Raw genomic sequence first — 15,675 nt, 5'->3', positions numbered from 1 at the left:
GGCACCGGGATCACTCAACAGCATTTCAGCAAACACGGCCGCCCGTGCTCGGCTTGCTTCAAGAGCAAGTTCCTCATCTGACAGCGTGTCAGGCGAAGCTTCCCGGTGCTCGCATTGCTCAAGCAGCCTGAGCATCGCCACACCCGAAGCGGCAAAAACATCGGCCTACCTCCCATCCTCCATCTGCCCTCATGGTAGCCCTCCCGGCATCGAAAACTCCGCTTTTCACGGCGTGTCTTGGCCTTAAGGAGTCAAGTTCGAATTCCGTGTTACGCCCTCGCGATAGGTATGAGTGTCAACGGCAGGAGCGGTTTGAAATGACTGGTCCGTACGCTACTGAAGCGACGCCGTACCCAAAAACCCCGTAGAAGAGATACATGATGAAAGAGAAACGTCAAAATCCAAGTTCAACGCCATCAGAACGTGAAGACCAATCGGCGCGGGCAGCACTCAGCAAAGACGTAGTCGTTCGCCGTTGGCGAAAAATCAAATCCAGTTTCCCCAAGATGAGCGAAGCTGAACGAGTTGACGAATTTCGGAGTTTCTGGGAGTTCGAACTCGAAGCCACGGAGCTGGACCCAGCGGCAGACTGCCTTTACAGCAGTACTCCCATCATGCGGGTGTTCACAATCAGCCACGATGAACTGGCAAAAGGCTATCTCAGCTTTAAAGGAGAGAAGCTCTCGACGCACGAAGAAACCATGGTCGCCGTGCAGGACGTGAAAGACTCCATCGCGGCGACGATTTGTCGTCTTGGCGGAGTCGTCAAAGAGGGCGACGGACCTGACTTTGGATACCTGCCATTAGACAAGCCATCCAGTCGCTTCCACGGATTCCAGGAAGGATTCGGGAGCGACGATCATCTGGTCGGCATGTTCTTCTCAGAAGTAAGTCGCACCGCAGCAATCCAGAAGGTGGCAGCTGAATGGGGCCAATATGGAGTCAGGTCCGAACCCTATCGCGAAGGAGGTGACGTGCACTACGCGAAAAAAGAAATTCGGAATTTCAATTTCGACAAGAAAGAATTTCGAAAACAGTTTGCCAAACTCTCCCATGAAGATCGATTGACCGCAATCGATGACCTGTCGGCGAAAGGCATTCAGTTTAAGAGCAAAGATCGAAAGACTCGTTTTGACTACACGACTCGCTCGATCCCTTTTGGCGAGGGAAAGAATTCACGCTGCTTCTCCTATGAATTCCAACTCGGACACTCGAAAAGAAGTGTTCCGCGAGAACACGAAAGACGTGACGGAGTCGGTCGCATCGAACGAACCTTGCTAGGCATTATCGCCAAACACGATGGATTTGTAACACGAATCCAACGCGATATCGCGACCCTCTCCAAACCATGCGTGAGACTTCAAGACTTCGAAAAGGCTTTTGGCCGCGGGACTATTCGTGTCCAATTTCCCAACGAAGCTGCGAGAAGGCGAGCCTCAGAGGAAGTGTTTGAAACCTTGGCCAGCGACGGGGTTCGTTTTGAATCGGAAGAAGGAGAAACGCTCTCCGTCGATGAGCAGATTGCCAAAGCACACCAAGAGCTTGCCTCCGAACGCAAGCAGCTAGATTCAGCTTGGAGTTCCATGAGAACGCGGCAAGAATTCCATCGGGACGGAGTAGCCGAATGCTTAGATGACGAAGCCCGGCTGAATCAACGAGAAATCGAGTTCAAGGAGTTTGAAAGTGAGGTAGCCGAACGCTTGGAAGAGTTAAGTCGTAAGCAGACGGATTCCAGCGACGGTGAATCGATGTGCGCGTAATCGAGCACGCGTCGTAATAGGATTGGTGAAGCGATCGATGCTAACGGCAAGAGCTCCACGAGCACCTCGCCTTCAAACGCGATGCTCGAGGGGCTATGCCGTACTTTTGAAAGGAGTACTGCCAGCACACCTTGAACCGGGCAGACGCCTGCAGTCGAACCGTCTGAGCGGCAGTCTCTGATAGCTGAAACGGAGCCTGCGATCCCCAAAGGGGTCGCAGGCTTTTGCTATTGCCCCGATCCCGGCCATGCAGAGCATTGACTCCGGCGACCAGCGGCGATGCAACAGTCGAAAGCGTGTCCAGTTACGCATGACAGGATCCCGGACTCGATCAGTCACGCGTACGCTGTCTGGGTCACGTCCGTCTCGGCAGACGGTCGCCTGCAATTGGCGTTTTAAAATCCGGCTTTTAAACCGCTCTTCGATCTGCCGGGCAGCCGAGATGGGAGCATCCCCAAGGGGCGTTGTTCACGAGCACCGAGAGGCAGCACGTCGGAACTCGGAGCAACACCGACCGCTTGGGTCTACCTTGAAGCAGGCGACAGCGATCAATCGTGAGCGTGTGCGGCACGGCAGCCACCGGTTCGCATGACTCGCTACACTGAGTGTGAAGTTCACCATTGCGAGGTTGCCCATGGGTTGGCGGCAGCAGTTCGTTTGGCAATAACTTCGATATTCTCACGCCAGTTCGACTGGCAAACTTCTCCAAGATTGGATTGATTCGATGAAACTGACTGACTTTTACAATGAAGTGTCACGCCGAGTGGACACTGACAAGACCGCTATCTCGGTTGCGGAAACAAAACGAGTGCTCAGCGAAGCGTTTATGGTGCTTGCTGGCATGGACGCAACGGAGTCAGCGGACACGATCTCCAAAGGGCTGACTACGGCCAAGAAGAAGCTTTCGAAGTAGTCGGATGTTTCGACTACGGATCTCGCAGCGAGCTGATCCATGAACGAAACAGATGTTCGCATCCACACAATCTTCGGGAACACCCTAACCACCGACGCCAGTACCAACAATGCCGCCGACGATCGCGGCGGTGGTATCGGCATCGCCGCCGCAGCGGATGATCGTTGTGACGGCCTGGCGAAAGTCCTTCGGGTGCGAGATCGAAGCGAATCTGACGCCCGCGGAGTTCATCGACGTGTTGAGACGATCGACGCTAGCGGAACGGCGGCCGGTGGAAAATGTGGCTCGGATCGCGAGGATGCTGGCGGGGGCTGACTTGGTCGTAACGTCGCGAGATGAAGATGGGACGCTGGTTGGCGTGTCGCGAGCGATCACCGATTTTGCATATTGCACCTATCTGTCGGACTTGGCAGTTGATGTGGCTCACCAGGGCCAGGGGATCGGTCGGGAGCTGATTCGCGTGACTCATGAGCACGTCGGGCTGGCCACTCGTTTGATTCTGTTGGCGGCTCCCGGAGCGGCCAGTTACTATCCGCATGTCGGCATGGAGCAGCACGATTCGTGTTCGATGATTCCTCCGCGGTAGGTTGTCGAGCGAGATTCGGGATGAATCGGACTTACGTCTATTTTTCCATATCGCTTAGTTGCAGATTCAACGCACCGACGGACATGCGGATTTCAATCAAAGAAATGGTAAGTGATCCGACCATCAGTACGAGACTGATCGCGAAGATGACTTTACCGAAGAAAACCAAGCCAGCAAACAGCAGCCCCATACATACTGTGCATGACAGGAGACTAGCGACGCCGAGAGTCTGCATGTCCCGAATCAAGTTCACGCGTCGGCGCAGGTTTTCGATTTGTGCCGCAGCTACTGGATCCGGTGTCTCTTGGTACTGTCGGTGCAGCGTGCGGATGACGGTTGCCAAGGCAAGGAACCGATTGGTATAGGCAAGCAAAAGCAGTGATATTGTTGAGAATAGCAACGCGGGAGTGGTGAGATCGATATTCATATTTTACCTTTCTAAGCCGATTATACGCCTCCTAGACGAAATAGCGATATCTGGCGCTGATCCGACCCATCAGTACAAAACGCCCACGGGGATTGCTCCTCCGCGGGCGTTTTGGATTTCGGTTCCCCTTTCGGCTTACAGTTCGACGGATTCGACTTCGCGGACGAAGCGGGATGCGTCGTTTTCCAGGAACGATGAGACAACGTTGAACACGGCGTCACTGAAGCCACCGATGTTCAGAATGTCGTCTCGCTCCGGTGCCTGGCTGGTTCCGTAGGGTTGGATGTCGATGCAGACGAGCTTTGGATCGGCGATGCCGTGTGCTCGCTGGGTCGTCTTGAACTTCTCCCATTGGGTCATCACGCCGGTTGAGCCGTTTTGGCCGTAACCAAAAGGACGTTCAGAGGTGATCCAGCTTTCGTTGTCGCTGACCAGAACGATGCCCGCGAAGGCTTGCTTGGCGTAACGCGTATTGGCTTCGACAAATGGCAACGAGCAATTCGTTCCTCCACCTCCGTACTTCGACAAGCGTGCTGACAGTGACAAGATCGAATCGCTTGGATCGACCTTGACCTTGTAAGCCTGCGTGTCGAATGGAATGACGACGCTGTCTGGGTTGCGACGCACGATCGCTGCTGCGAACAGTGCCGCAACATCAACGCATCGCATCTTCGACGTTCCTCCACGGCCTCGGCTACCCGTGACCGGACTCGACATCGAACCTGAAGTATCAAGTCCGATGATGACTGGTCCCGGTAGTGTTGGCACGTTTCCGCACGCGATCTCGGCAGCGTCATGCAACGCCGTCTTGATCTTGGCTGGAACCTCGTCCGATGCGTTCATGTAAGCCGCCAGAAACTGGTACGGGAACTGACGACTGCGAGCGATCGCGTCGCGGTCAGCCAGTTGGCCGGCCACGTAGTCGATCATATTGTGGTCGGACGCTCCGCGGCCGATTTCACCCACAGTACCGACCACGGAGTGTTCGGCCACACTGAACACGTCGTGACGCAAGAGCGTGTTGAGGTTCATTCGCAGTGCTTGCGCTCCCATTTGTCGGGCAATCGCCTTCCAAACCAACGGTCCCTTGGCTGCGTCGGCTAGCAAGTCCCATCGAACTTGCAAATCGCCGGCGATCAACGTTTGGGCTTCGGCCGTATCGGCTGCGCGGTAAGCGACCAACGACTGAACCGTCGAAGGCAGGTGGTCAGCTGTTGCTGGTGCCCACTTTTCGACTGGCTTGTCGGTCAACCATCCGAACAACGCTCGACGCGCGTCATCCTTCGGCGTTGGACGTGCCATTCTCAAGATGTCTCGCAGGCTTGGATCGTTTCCAATCGAAGCTGAGAGCAACTTGCCAACAGACGCGTCGTTCAGCCAACGTTGGAATGCACGCTGCAGCGAGGACGACAGGCCCCTGCGACCGAACTGTCCCGAACGAGTCATTTGGAAAACGGTGCGTAGAACGCGGCCGTTGTCCGCGACTCGGTCGAAGACTTGGTGCATGAGCTTGGTATCTCGCGTCGACAGTACGACCAACAACGCTGCCGGCATGTCCTTCATGTAAGCACGCTCACGTGAATAGACAGCCAGCTTTGCCAGGAACTCGTTGTCGTCAATCTCGTCGATCAGTTTTCGCATTGCGTCGAGTTGGTTTTGCGCGGACGCGTAGTAGACGTTGCCGAACGTGCCGGTCGCCGCCATTTGCGCGAGCGCGTGCTTCGCGGACGACTTGTACGCTGGGCCGCCGGCTTCGTTGACGACGGTCGCTCGTGGAAGAACGCTAGTGATGCTTTGGAAGAGAGACTTGTTGGCCATCGTGACCTCCTACGGAAATGCAGTGGAACCGGCACGCTGCTGGCTCCACGAAGTGAATCGAAGAACACACTCGACGAATGGGTGGACAGAGATCACGTCCGAATGTTGCCAAGCGGACGCGGCGGGATTTGAACTCGCTGAACCTTTCGGTCGTTGCCATGTACTCCGTACCGGCAGTCGAGTGTGTCTTGTCGCCGCGATGCATTCGCCCAACGAAGTCAGGGCAGAACGCTCGCGGCGTTTGGTTTGCCAGAAGGTTGTGATGCAAAAAACGCGATCGACGAAGTTGTGACCAGAGAATTTACGGCGCTCTACCACTGAGCTACGCCCCTGCGATCCCTGAAAAGCAGTTGGGGCGGTGGGAGTCGAACCCACGACATCCGGCTCCTGAAGCATGTACTCCGAATCGGCAGTCGATCGTGTGCGTTTACTATTTCGTTTTCTTCTTGGCAACTTTTCGCATTTGTTTCCAAAGGGAACGGCCGTTATCTCGGTCGAGCCGGACGAGTTGTTGCTGTCGCGTGTCGAAGGCGATCAGGTTTCCCTTGGGTCGCTTCGCATAGACGAATGGCAAGCAAACGGCGACGACTTTGTGCGGCTCACCGACTGCACGCGGCAGGTAGCGAGTCCGAACGGGTTCGTCGATTGGTAGCGAGATACCCGAGCAGCTCCAGAGGAAGGAGGGCAGTTCGATGATCTCGCTGAGGATGGTGATGTAGTCACCCTTGGCGATGTCTTCGCCTGCGATCCTGGCCGCGACGGTTGTCACGGTTTTCGATCGGCTTTCGGTTGTGGTTTTCATGTTTCCGTAGTCGTTGAAAGATTGAATTGTGCAGGTGTGTTCTCTGTCGGGCAGCGAGTTTGGATTACTCGCGGCCGGTCGTAATGGCGAAACAGGAATGTAAAACACGCATAGTTCGATCTCTCGAGACGATTGGGGAAAACGCGACTAACGAAGTGGTTGAATCAGAATCACTTCGATGCTCTATCCAATTGAGCTACGGCACCGCTTGGCAATGCCGGCGGGAATCGAACCCGCAACCTCCGAATTAAGATGTACTCCGAAACGGCAGTTAGTCGTGTACGATGGGCGACGAAGTTTTTGGCCGGAGGTTTCTTTCTGAGCTACCGGCGTTCCTTGCGGATACCGAGCGGGGCTTGAACCCGCGGCCTCGTCGATCGCTCGACGCGCTCTACCTATGTACTCCGAACCGGCAGTCGCCTTGTTCTGGTGTTGTTTGTAAAAACAATTGACGAAGTTTGTTAATCAGACGTTTCGATGCTCTACCAACTGAGCTACGAAGCGAACGCAAGGTTCACTTCGGTGGGACTCGAACCCACGACAGTCGAGGTGATGTAGTCCAATTGGGCAGTCAATCGTGTGCGGGTGGCGACGAAGTTTTGGCCAGACGTTTTTACTGAGCTACTCGCGAACACTTGTCCGCTGGCGGGGATCGAACCCGGCACACTCCGAGAACATTCGATCTCGGCTCTGGTTCAGAGCCGAGTAACTCGCCCAGGAATCGAACCTGGTCCGACAGTTTCGAAGACTGCCATGCTGTCCAGCACACCCGCGAGTCGTTTGATTGTCTTCATCATTCATAGTCACAAGAGCCGACGACTGGGTTCGCACCAGCATGGGTCACGCCAAAAAAAAACGACAGCCAAGAGCGGTGCCTTTCTACATCGAGCCACGTCGGCTGGCTTTGTTTCCATCAGTAGCCCGACCAGGAATCGAACCCGGAACTTCTGGTTAGAAGCCAGAGATGATGTCCGTTTCACCATCGAGCCGTTTCAAACAAGCGGAAGGCGAGGGAGTCGAACCCTCATCACCCGAAGGTGGCACGCGTTAGCAGCGCGGCCCGGCAAACCGTATCCGGCTGCCTTCCGCTTCTGAGTAAGGGAGTCAGGGAGATGGGGAGTCTAGAAGTCAAAGTGAATCGTGCACGGTTTCTCCCAGACTCCCTGTCTCCCACACTCCCCATCTTTGAAAGTGATCATGTATGGAATCGAACCATCTGTCTCCTGCTTGTCACGCAGGCGTCTTAGCCCGCTGGACCACGCGATCGTGTTTTATGACCGAGGTGGGAGTCGAACCCACAAAGTCACGAGGCTCTCGACCTCGTCGCTTTGCCAGTTTGCGTACCCGGCCGAATGAAGTAGCGGATCCGGGGTCGCACCCGGCGGTCCTGGCTTATGAGGCCGGGCTGAGCTCTGGCCCATCCGCGTTGTTGTCGCATTGAAGTAGCGGGTTCGGGGGTCGCACCCGACGGTCCAGGCTTATGAGGCCCGGATGAGCCTGGCTCACCCGCATCGTTGTTCGCATTTGATGGGTGACCAAAGCAATCGTCTCGCTTTTGGTATCATGGATCGAAACCTTTCGGACAAACTCGATGATCACTGCCCTGTTGTTTCTGTTTCTCGTCGTCGGTGCACTTCTCATTGGCTTGAGTCTTCCGTTCGTTTATGGCAAAGTCCCACCGAATCGTTGGTATGGCTTTCGCGTGCGTCGTACGTTAAGCAACCCAAACATCTGGTACCCGGCGAACGTGTACGTTGCTTGGCAAATGATCTGGGTCGGTGTCGCAGGAATCGTTGTTTCTGCTGGCGCGTTCTTGATTCCCAATTTGGATTTGGGCGTCTACGCTGGCATCGTTGGGGCTACCTATGGAATTGGCGTTGTCGTCATGCTTGTTCGCTCGTTCTTGTACCTTGGAAAGTTGCCGGCTGCATGACGAGTTGGCGAAGTACTGAGGGCGGGAGTCGAACCCGCAAGCACTTGTTCCTAAGACAAGCGGTTCACTACCGTGGCCCTTGCCTTCATCCTCCCACTTGGTAGGCGGCAGGCCTTGCTTCCGGCCGGGTGACTTCCGTATTGCGTGATCGCGACGCAGTGACGTGAGCGGGAATCGAACCCGCGGACTTCTGGATGAAAACCAGACGATTCTGCCATCAGAATCTACCACGCCGTTCTGTTGCTTCGATCGAAGCGAGTACCGCATAGGAGTTTCGATCTCCTTCCTGCTGCCTGAGAAGCAGCCGACCTAGCCAGTAGTCGAATGCGGCGTTCTTGAAAGCGATGGCAACGGGAGTCGAACCCGCAGCGACTTGATAGACAATCAAGCTTCCTTCCCAGAGGAAATTGCCACCGAAAATGTTCACGCGAGGGTGACCAACCGGAATTGAACCGGCGACAAACTCATACACAGTGAGTCTCTGGAAACCAACACCAGATCTGGCCACAGCACCGGAGACTGGAATCGAACCAATGAACTCGCCTGTCCAATCGTTACTGGGCAGAGCGAGGTGCTGCGACCAACAACTGCTACTCCGGCGTACATCAAACTTGCAAAGCACTCCGTCCGGGAATTGAACCCAACCTGCGAGCTTCAAAGGCTCACGTCGCGACTACGCGCCGGAGAGAGAGTTTTTCAGAACAAAAGAGAGTCCTGCGGGAGTCGAGCCCACCTAGCCGGATTGGAAGTCCGGAACCTTTGCCGCTCGGCCAAGGACACATGAGTCGCCGGACACTCGGTGGCCGTCCATTCTAGAACCGACCACGGAGTGTTCGGCGACAGTCAAGCTCCGGCGGATGGACTCGAACCATCACTCGTCTCCTTAACAGGGAGCCGCCTTACCATTGGGCCACACCGGATTCTGCAAAGCGCCCAGTGGGAGTCGAACCCACACTTCCGCGTAGAGTAGATGGCCAAGTCCGCGTTAAGTTCGCGGAACATCAACCACCCCTCTCCGAACCGTACGTGCAGCTTTCACCGCATACGGCTCTCCAAACACAGCTACGTCGGTTGGGCTTTGAAGTCGTAAGCAAGATCGGTCAGGCGTATGCCATCGTAGTCACCGTTATGGATCTTCTGATGGCATGGAGCACAGACTGGAATCTGCTTTCGATTCAGTGCCCGCATTACGGATCGAAAACCGGTTGGCTTTCGATCACCCATCTTGCGAATGTGTCGAACGTGGTGCATTTCCACGTTTTCTTCACACCCGCAGATGAGACAAGGAAATCCAAGTTTAGATTTGCCTCGCAGCGTAACATGCCAGCCCAAAATATCTTTGGGTTCCGGGTTTACCATGAACGCGTTCGTGTTTTTTCGCCAGTCTGTGTTTTCCGCGAACTGAAGTTCGCGAAACTTCCCATTGGAAAGCTGCCAACGAAAGCACAAGTTTTGTCCATGTTTCCGGAAGACATTTCCGACTGTCATCCGATACTTATGCGCGAGAGTCATCGCAAGTGAGTGTCGCAGGATGTACTGGACGCGTGTTAGCGAAGCGAAGTTATGCACGAACCGATAATAGTTCAACAGACCGCGATTGATGCTGTTGAACAGGTTCAGTATTTGATCCGCATCGAGCAGCGTCCATCCAGACTTGGATGTTGGGTATCCAGTTTTGGAACAGAACCCTTTCTGATGAAGTCTCTCGACCAATTTGCTGGTCGGGGCCTTCATCACGGGGTTCCATCCGGTTACCCGCTTTCGGTAGCGTCGGCCACTTGATGACCGGCAACTTCCGATTTTGGCTTCCTGGGTTTTCGATCCCCCTATCGTCAATCGGGTCCCGAGGAAAAACGCTTCCTCGGTCCTGGCGTGTCGAATATGGGTCTTCTCCATGCTCAACTCCAAATGAAGAGTATCCTTCAAGAAGGATTTAACCTCATCCCTCATTGAAACGGCCAGAGATTGTGGACCGATGATTCCGAGAATCCAGTCATCCGCGTACCTGAGATAGTTGATCCGAACAAAATCCGGATCGTCAATCACTTTGGACGGCAATGATCGAAGTCGCTTTGTAAGCTCGTCGATTTCAGATGTCCGTTGCCCTTCGCTCTTTTTCAGCAAGCGTTGCCGCTTCTTGGCAACCTGCATATACTCTGGATTATGTTTGCGGCGCTGGCCTCGTTCATGCCGCCTTTTCAATACCTCGACAAAACAGTCGAGTTCATGAAGATAGACGTTGGCAAGAATGGGGCTGCAAATACTTCCCTGTGGCGAACCAAGGAGCGATGGATATCGTTCCCGTTTCCACAGATAACCTGCTCGGAGGGCTTTCCAAATCAGGTTGATGAAGCGTTCATCCGCAATCTTTTTCCGGAGCAACGAAATCAGGACATGGTGATCAATTTCATCAAAGCAAGACTTGATGTCTCCTTCGATGATCCAGGTCACCCCTCTCCATTTACCGCCGAATTCCCGCAACGCCGTATGGCAACCTCGATTGGGTCGGAATCCATGACTGCAATCCAGGAAATAGGCACCGTGGGGGCTATCGTAGATCGCTTCGAGGATCATATGAATGGCCTCTTGGACGATCTTGTCCCTCGGTGATGGAATCCCGAGTGGTCTCATCTTGCCGTTGGCTTTCGGGATATAATCCCGTCGCGCTGGCTTGAATTGAAAACTCTCATCTCGCAGTTGCCGTATGATGCCACCAAGGGCTGCATATGAAAAACCGTCGAGTGTGATTCCGTCCGTTCCCGCAGTCATGTTTCCCGGACTGGAGCGAATCTTTTCGTAGGCAACCTCATACAGGTCAGACCTGTAGAGGAGTCGGTAAAGATCCGAGTTCAACCAATCGCGATCGACATTTCGCTTGCGTAGTGCTTCTAATCGTTCGAGAGCTTGTGTTTCCATACGGAACATCCCCGTCGTTGAAGCCCTGTGTTCTGTTCCCCTTCGTTTGAGGTCCGACCCCAAACTACTATGGGAACTCCGTCACCTTAGGTGTTGCCACCCTTAGGCGATCCCCGGGTTACGTAACCGCTTCGGTCTGTACGTAGGGCCTCCGTTCGTTTCTTGTCCCTCTCATTGAGGGTCCGTCTCGATGGGAAGTTCGCGTGATAGCCACGACTTATCCCGCGACATCGAAAATTCGGGTTTCAACATCATTCCCGATAGGCAGCCTGGGCCTCAGGAAACTAGAGTTCAGGCAGTTCAGCTTTACCCATATACAGCCTAGCTGGCACACTTCTCGGTCGTTAATGTTCAACCTCACGTGCCTTTTAGACAACATGCTACTGTCCCCCCGATCCTTTCGAGCGAAGGTAAGTTGCTGCTTTATCCGCGTTCTTCCAGCGGAGCCAACCATCGTTGGCAAAAACAGTTACGCATCTCCGGGCGCACCATGGCAAGGCAGCAGGCTACCGCTACATCATGGGCGCAAAATTGCATCACAACCAAATTGTCAAAGATCAATACGCCGAAGCGTTCAAGAGCACCGAGCCGGAATCGAACCCGCATCACCTCGCTCGCGACGGAGGAGTCTTGCAGTTAGACAATCAGTGCTTGTTTCAGAATGTCTCAAGTGGGATCGGTGAGAATCAAACTCACATTGCTCGGATTAGGAGTCCGATGTATTACCTTGTCTGCCACAATCCCATGTGTCGTCGTTGTTGTTTCGTTTCAGTCGGCGTGGCGGGAATTGAACCCGCGACCGTCGCCTTATAAGGACGCCGCTCTCACCCCTGAGCTACACGCCGATGCGTAGCCAATGGGGCCGAAGGGAGTTGAACCCTCACCGAACGGATTAAAAGTCCGTCATGCTGCCAGTTACACCACAGCCCCGCTTTTTCAGTCACGGCTATGCGTTTCAATCGCAGTACAGGCAGCATGCTGGTTCTCCTTTCGTGTTGTTGTCGTCAGTGGTAGCCCCGAGGATCGAACTCAGCGTGACCCGCGCATCAGTCGGATTTGGGCGACCAGCCCTCGACTACCATGTTGTCGTTTCAAAAGTCGGACACCTCGGAGTCGAACCGCCCCGTGGCGGAGCCACCCACAAATGAAAACCGTCTCCTGGTCCCCAACCAGGCGTGCTTCCATCTGCACCTGTATCCGATGTTGTGTTGCTTCCATCGCCGCAGCGTTTGCTGTCGGCGCATATATTCCTTGTCAGTGGGCCGGGAGGCGCTCGAATCCTCGTCTGCGGTTCTTCAGACCGCCGCTAGACCGTCTCAGCTACCAGCCCAAATTGGGTTCGTTGTTGGGGGTGCCCGTTCGATGCAGGCACGAAAAAAGGCTCAGGTGTCTGCGTAACACCGAGCCTTCATGAAGAAGTCGTTCGCTAATGAAAGCGAGTGTCACATCAGACGCGGATACGCCGGGGCATTATTGATATTCAGCGGTTGCCCGCCGAACGCATTGCCTTCGTATCTCTGTTCGAGTCGACTGGATTGAATATTTGATAACATCAGAAAGCTCGTTACTCGCTCGTGGCGTGAATGTGACTTGTGTGTTCGAAGAGATAGACTATCTCGCGGCCGGATGGTTCACCAAAATGACAGATTCCGTAAAAACAATCTCCGCGACATGGCCTCGAATGGACTTGGAACACTGACAATTCGACAAAGTACTCGTTGCCATGGGCTGGGCGCCGTGGTGAAAGCACATGCCTTGAGCGTTTGCCAATGGAGTGTCGCGGACGGGCCGATCGCCGGATAACAGATTGACGCTAGCGCATGCGTCGATCGGAATATTTGGGAGCCAGCGTGTGAACTGGTGAACCATCACGCCCGTCGCGATGCTGGCTGCGTAGATCGTGCTTCGCGACGTGCAGCTTCCTTGCTGAAGGGATTGCCGAGCTCGGGCGCCGAACTCACTGGCCGCTACGGAAGAATGGCGTGTGGTGATGGCTAGTCGAGCGGTGTTGCGGAGCTGAGTTGAAATGATGCCTCGTTTCGATCCCGTGCGAATGTGAAGTAGCGTATGGCTCTGAACGGCACATGCATGCTGACCAACAGCCTGAGCTGGTATTCAGTACTGTGTAAAGCGAACCGGGAGGCCTCTGAATGGCGAGATGCCGTGTTGCACCGGGTCATGCACTGGCATTGGAGCTTCGTGCGGAATGCTGGCAACGACTGGCCGCGAAACGGCCACCTCTTGATGAAAGAGCTGGAGAATGACTCGCGTGGCATATCGCTTCTCAATCTCACGAGCGGCTCCCAACGCAAAAGCGGGCAGACTGATGTTGCCTCGACTCTCGATCTGAAACGCTAGTGGCGTTTCTCCGGACGGAGACTTCCTAAAATTCACACGTGAATACGAAAAGTTGGAAACGATCTTTCCGCTCTCGGTGAAGATGGTTGTTTGTTCAATCGCATCCGATTCGTTTCGTGGTACCGGTCCGTCATCAAAATGAATCACCACGGTTTCAAAAGCGATTGGAAAGGGGTTCAGGTTGCCAAGTTCGAGATTGAGAAACAGGGAATACGTCAGTTCGGAGGTCGGCTCCGTTCCCAGTCCCGGTGAAGTGAAGGGCGAAATGGGATCAGGATGGCTAACGCCAGAGCTGAACGGATCCGGGCTAGGTAGTTGCACGGTCGACGGATGCAGAAAACGCTGACCGGAGGCTTGGATGACTTCCACAAAAATACTGGCGTGGGCATCGATCGGCCATGGCGGATCGGGTCGCTTGCGAGGTTCTGGGGATTTGTTAATCGCGATCATCGGTCTTCCTGGTCATTTCCACTGGGTGTGTGCCTGATTCAATGATAGATCAGTCAGTGCGTCGGGCCAACCAGATCGCTCCATCCACGGTCTGGCGACGGTTCTCGAACAAAGCACCCCGCTAGAGGAAAGTAGCCCGTTGTTCCCTTCACGACCAGAATCTCGTAACTACTACGCGATAGCTCGACAGCATCGTCGCTGTTGCTGCGTTACTCGGTCCGCAGTCCGCAGTCCGCAGTCCGCAGTCCGCAGTCCGCAGTGCAAAGACAAAGTTCAACGCGACAGCTATCCGCAAGTCAGGCGGCCAGTCAAACCAGCAAGTTGGCTTTTTCATCACGTGACCAGCGGATGGACCGCAAATCGATACGCATGACGGAATCCAGGAATCGATCCGTCACTGTTCCGCGGTCTGGGGCACCTCCATCTCGGCAGGCGGTCGCCTGCAACCGGTGGTTTAAAATCCGGATTTTAAACCGCGATTCGATCTGCCTGGCAGCGGAGAAGGGAGCTTCCCCACGGTGCGTTGTTCACGAGCACCGAGAGGTAGCAAGGCGGAACTCGTATCGGTGCCACTGCGGCAGAGACCGGCAAGATCGATGCGGAAAACTGGAGATGCAGACGATTGGCGATAGTTGCCGAGAGTATTCAAAAGGCTGATTCGGACGACGAACGTCTGGAGTACGTCGCGGGACAATCATGGCGACTTCGATAGCAACCTGGGCGGATGCCTCTCTCGCCAAGAGATGCACCGGTCGAATCGGAACGGGTCGAGGAGCCCTTGCTTGCCAAGCTGCTTAGGCCAGGGGGAATCGGGCCCAACGATTGGCAACAGATGGCCAAGGACTCGACGACGATGACGGCGAAGACGACGAGTTCATTTTCGTGGCAATGCGGAACGTTTTTCACATCGGATACCTGGCAGGGCTCAGCGCACGCGACCGAGAGTGACCAACCAAACTTCTCCGCGATCAGACCAGCGGCACCGAGAACAATCAACAGCATTTCAGCAAACGCGGCCGCCCGATCACTCATCCAGTTCGCGACGATCTTGCTGTAGTCGTTCGTGTTGTGCGTCAACCAGATGCGAGTGATTGACTGCGGCTTGTCCGGTTCCTCAGCGGCAACAGTCGACGCGATGGCGAGCAGGGATAATGGGATGAGCAGAAGTTGTATCATGAGCAGCGTCCTTAGTCAGGGTGGCCTGCATTATGACTGACTTGCATCCGATTTCGCAGACGACCTTTGGAGTCCGCTGCTTTCGCTAATCGCGACGGTCGTGACAGTTCAAGCTGACCGAGTGCATGCTCGCTGCCACCGACGCGACACACTCCTCAGGCATGACGGCACCGAGTGCCGGAGCAATACCGCCTTCAAATCCGGAACTGAAAGCCCGCCCCATCGTCCGGCGTCCTCCCTAGCTGCTTTTCTTTGCAGACTCTGTTACCCTTCGGGGGACGAGAACCACGACGGTCTCACTCCACTGACGGGGGAAGAGATGAGCGAGAAACTGAGCGATTACTTGATGACGGCAGAGGCGGCAGAATTCCTGGGCGTCTCGCAGAACACGCTGCGGGCCTGGGCCAAGCAGGGAAAGATTGCAGTGCAGGTCAATCCGGTGAACAACTACCGGCTGTTTCGTCGCAAGGACCTGCAGGCATTCCTCGACTCAGTGGCCAGGCCGGTGACGCGGAAATCGAAATGATGGCAATCAA

11 protein-coding genes, 17 tRNA genes and 1 pseudogene are annotated in these 15,675 nt (G+C 54.9%); 5 read left to right on the top strand and 24 right to left on the bottom strand.

Annotation, left to right across the window (positions count from 1 at the left end; genetic code table 11):
* The first annotated feature begins 380 nt into the window (after window positions 1-380).
* Together SH410x_RS01660 and SH410x_RS01655 are read left to right on the top strand one after the other, a co-directional pair.
* The gene (locus tag SH410x_RS01660; protein WP_473674044.1) at window positions 381-1,760 is read left to right on the top strand and encodes a hypothetical protein; all 1,380 of its coding nucleotides are present in this window, start codon (window positions 381-383) and stop codon (window positions 1,758-1,760) included.
* Between the two features lie 724 nt (window positions 1,761-2,484).
* Window positions 2,485-2,673, top strand: coding sequence for a hypothetical protein (locus SH410x_RS01655; protein ID WP_146405612.1), 189 nt, complete (start codon window positions 2,485-2,487; stop codon window positions 2,671-2,673).
* Between the two features lie 90 nt (window positions 2,674-2,763).
* On the opposite strand, the pseudogene SH410x_RS01650 reads toward SH410x_RS01655, so the two are convergent.
* Window positions 2,764-2,880: pseudogene (locus SH410x_RS01650) on the bottom strand (ADP-ribosylglycohydrolase family protein); the annotation flags it as partial.
* Between SH410x_RS01650 and SH410x_RS01645 the strand changes: the two are divergent.
* Window positions 2,831-3,259 (top strand): GNAT family N-acetyltransferase, encoded by a 429-nt coding sequence (locus tag SH410x_RS01645; RefSeq protein ID WP_473674042.1) that lies wholly within the window; start codon window positions 2,831-2,833, stop codon window positions 3,257-3,259. The pseudogene SH410x_RS01650 and the gene SH410x_RS01645 overlap by 50 nt on opposite strands.
* Window positions 3,260-3,296: 37 nt before the next feature.
* Here the strand turns inward: SH410x_RS01645 and SH410x_RS01640 are convergent, their stop codons facing one another.
* The 8 genes from SH410x_RS01640 to SH410x_RS01605 all read right to left on the bottom strand — a co-directional run bounded on the left by SH410x_RS01640 (window position 3,297) and on the right by SH410x_RS01605 (window position 7,656).
* Window positions 3,297-3,686: a DUF2721 domain-containing protein gene (locus tag SH410x_RS01640; protein WP_473674040.1), complete on the bottom strand. Its 390-nt coding sequence runs from the start codon at window positions 3,684-3,686 to the stop codon at window positions 3,297-3,299.
* Window positions 3,687-3,821: 135 nt separating this feature from the next.
* Window positions 3,822-5,504, bottom strand: coding sequence for a TROVE domain-containing protein (locus SH410x_RS01635; protein WP_473674038.1), 1,683 nt, complete (start codon window positions 5,502-5,504; stop codon window positions 3,822-3,824).
* A 430-nt stretch (window positions 5,505-5,934) separates the two neighbouring features.
* Complete coding sequence (locus SH410x_RS01630; RefSeq protein WP_473674036.1) at window positions 5,935-6,306, bottom strand: hypothetical protein; 372 nt, start codon at window positions 6,304-6,306, stop codon at window positions 5,935-5,937.
* A gap of 706 nt (window positions 6,307-7,012) precedes the next feature.
* Window positions 7,013-7,084: transfer RNA gene (locus SH410x_RS01625), tRNA-Arg, on the bottom strand.
* Between the two features lie 139 nt (window positions 7,085-7,223).
* Window positions 7,224-7,295, bottom strand: a tRNA-Arg gene (locus SH410x_RS01620).
* A gap of 12 nt (window positions 7,296-7,307) precedes the next feature.
* A tRNA-Ser gene (locus tag SH410x_RS01615) sits at window positions 7,308-7,393 on the bottom strand.
* 105 nt (window positions 7,394-7,498) lie between these two features.
* Window positions 7,499-7,572 (bottom strand) — tRNA-Val (locus tag SH410x_RS01610).
* A gap of 8 nt (window positions 7,573-7,580) precedes the next feature.
* Window positions 7,581-7,656: transfer RNA gene (locus tag SH410x_RS01605), tRNA-Leu, on the bottom strand.
* Window positions 7,657-7,897: 241 nt separating this feature from the next.
* Between SH410x_RS01605 and SH410x_RS01600 the strand changes: the two genes are divergently transcribed.
* Complete coding sequence (locus SH410x_RS01600; RefSeq protein ID WP_473674034.1) at window positions 7,898-8,239, top strand: SdpI family protein; 342 nt, start codon at window positions 7,898-7,900, stop codon at window positions 8,237-8,239.
* A gap of 16 nt (window positions 8,240-8,255) precedes the next feature.
* On the opposite strand, the gene SH410x_RS01595 is transcribed toward SH410x_RS01600, so the two are convergent.
* The 15 genes from SH410x_RS01595 to SH410x_RS01525 form a co-directional block, all read right to left on the bottom strand.
* Window positions 8,256-8,319: transfer RNA gene (locus tag SH410x_RS01595), tRNA-Leu, on the bottom strand.
* Between the two features lie 79 nt (window positions 8,320-8,398).
* Window positions 8,399-8,473, bottom strand: a tRNA-Glu gene (locus SH410x_RS01590).
* Between the two features lie 108 nt (window positions 8,474-8,581).
* Window positions 8,582-8,654 (bottom strand) — tRNA-Asp (locus SH410x_RS01585).
* 95 nt (window positions 8,655-8,749) lie between these two features.
* Window positions 8,750-8,839: transfer RNA gene (locus SH410x_RS01580), tRNA-OTHER, on the bottom strand.
* A 108-nt stretch (window positions 8,840-8,947) separates the two neighbouring features.
* A tRNA-Gly gene (locus tag SH410x_RS01575) sits at window positions 8,948-9,019 on the bottom strand.
* Window positions 9,020-9,087: 68 nt separating this feature from the next.
* A tRNA-Asn gene (locus SH410x_RS01570) sits at window positions 9,088-9,159 on the bottom strand.
* Window positions 9,160-9,301: 142 nt separating this feature from the next.
* The gene (locus SH410x_RS01565) at window positions 9,302-11,155 is read right to left on the bottom strand and encodes a group II intron reverse transcriptase/maturase (RefSeq protein ID WP_473670484.1); all 1,854 of its coding nucleotides are present in this window, start codon (window positions 11,153-11,155) and stop codon (window positions 9,302-9,304) included.
* A 579-nt stretch (window positions 11,156-11,734) separates the two neighbouring features.
* Window positions 11,735-11,806, bottom strand: a tRNA-Ala gene (locus SH410x_RS01560).
* Between the two features lie 20 nt (window positions 11,807-11,826).
* Window positions 11,827-11,899, bottom strand: a tRNA-Arg gene (locus tag SH410x_RS01555).
* A 28-nt stretch (window positions 11,900-11,927) separates the two neighbouring features.
* Window positions 11,928-12,000: transfer RNA gene (locus tag SH410x_RS01550), tRNA-Ile, on the bottom strand.
* A gap of 12 nt (window positions 12,001-12,012) precedes the next feature.
* A tRNA-Lys gene (locus SH410x_RS01545) sits at window positions 12,013-12,085 on the bottom strand.
* 168 nt (window positions 12,086-12,253) lie between these two features.
* A tRNA-Pro gene (locus tag SH410x_RS01540) sits at window positions 12,254-12,355 on the bottom strand.
* Between the two features lie 58 nt (window positions 12,356-12,413).
* Window positions 12,414-12,485 (bottom strand) — tRNA-Phe (locus tag SH410x_RS01535).
* A 785-nt stretch (window positions 12,486-13,270) separates the two neighbouring features.
* Complete coding sequence (locus SH410x_RS01530; protein ID WP_473674032.1) at window positions 13,271-13,963, bottom strand: hypothetical protein; 693 nt, start codon at window positions 13,961-13,963, stop codon at window positions 13,271-13,273.
* Between the two features lie 645 nt (window positions 13,964-14,608).
* Entirely contained in the window at window positions 14,609-15,139 is a 531-nt protein-coding gene (locus SH410x_RS01525; protein ID WP_473674030.1) for a hypothetical protein, read from the bottom strand.
* A gap of 319 nt (window positions 15,140-15,458) precedes the next feature.
* Here SH410x_RS01525 and SH410x_RS01520 point away from each other — a divergent pair, with 319 nt between their 5' ends.
* Entirely contained in the window at window positions 15,459-15,665 is a 207-nt protein-coding gene (locus tag SH410x_RS01520; protein ID WP_473674028.1) for a MerR family transcriptional regulator, read from the top strand.
* Window positions 15,666-15,675 lie beyond the last annotated feature (10 nt).

The sequence above is a fragment of the Rhodopirellula sp. SH410 genome (assembly GCF_055811895.1).
The sequence above is the reverse complement of the archived record's forward strand: the minus strand, read 5'-3'. Positions and strand labels throughout refer to the sequence as shown.